This window comes from Cohnella xylanilytica (assembly GCF_014212175.1).
In the GTDB taxonomy this organism is placed as follows: domain Bacteria; phylum Bacillota; class Bacilli; order Paenibacillales; family Paenibacillaceae; genus Cohnella; species Cohnella xylanilytica.
In genome coordinates this window covers 1-815 of sequence record NZ_JACJVR010000065.1, presented here as the reverse complement: position 1 = coordinate 815, position 815 = coordinate 1, and the positions used below count along the sequence as shown (strand labels likewise).

Genomic DNA, 815 nt, shown 5'->3' with positions numbered 1-815 from the left:
TATGATTTTTCACACAAAACATAAGCAACGAACCGTCACAAGGTAGAGTTTGTATGGTTTTTCATACAAATCTTACGGAGCACCTTCTTATGGGAGAATTTTATACGATTTTTCATACAACAGTACGAATCGAAATTTCCCGGGATAGGTCTCGTTAGCGAATTGGACACATGACCGAACGCGCAGACCGGAAGGAGCCGGCGGAGCTGCAGGGAGAACGGAAGGCAAGGCGCGTGAAGGCTCAAAAAACGCCGCGCGACCATTTTTTCTATAAAAGCGTTTACATTAACTTACATTTTATGGTATACTGGGTGCAGAAGGACGGCCCTCCATAACGAACGCTGGCCAGCATTCAGACCTCTAGAGCTCCTTCTACGAATCCCCTTTTAGAAAGGATGGATTTTAGTGAAGACGAAGAAGATAGCGGTTCTGATGCTGTCTGTTCTAATGCTCCTGACGTTCGCGAGCGCCGCAAGCGCGGGCGGCACCCCTCTGTCCTCCACGGATACGGTTACGGGCCAGGGGACGTTGCAGATTACCGGAACTGCGTATTTTAGCAGTTCTTCCCCGGTCGGAGTCGTTTTCGCGGACGTGTATCGGGTCGTTAACGGCACGGAACAGCTTGTGGAGAGCGGCCGTTCGAATATTTACAGCAATCCTTCCACGGTTAATTTCACCATCAACTTTAACACGGTATTCTCGCAAGGCACCTACATCATCCGATACTCTTACGGCGGCTCGCTGGACTATTTGAGCACGTATGCCCGGTTCGTGTAAAAAAAGCAAAGACTTAAAAACTCAACTTTCGCAGCATG

General features: G+C 48.8%; 1 protein-coding gene. It reads left to right on the top strand.

Translation table 11 applies throughout. The annotated features are described in order from the left end of the window. The first annotated feature begins 405 nt into the window (after window positions 1-405). Window positions 406-777: a hypothetical protein gene (locus H7B90_RS17095; RefSeq protein ID WP_185137110.1), complete on the top strand. Its 372-nt coding sequence runs from the start codon at window positions 406-408 to the stop codon at window positions 775-777. Window positions 778-815: the final 38 nt, after the last annotated feature.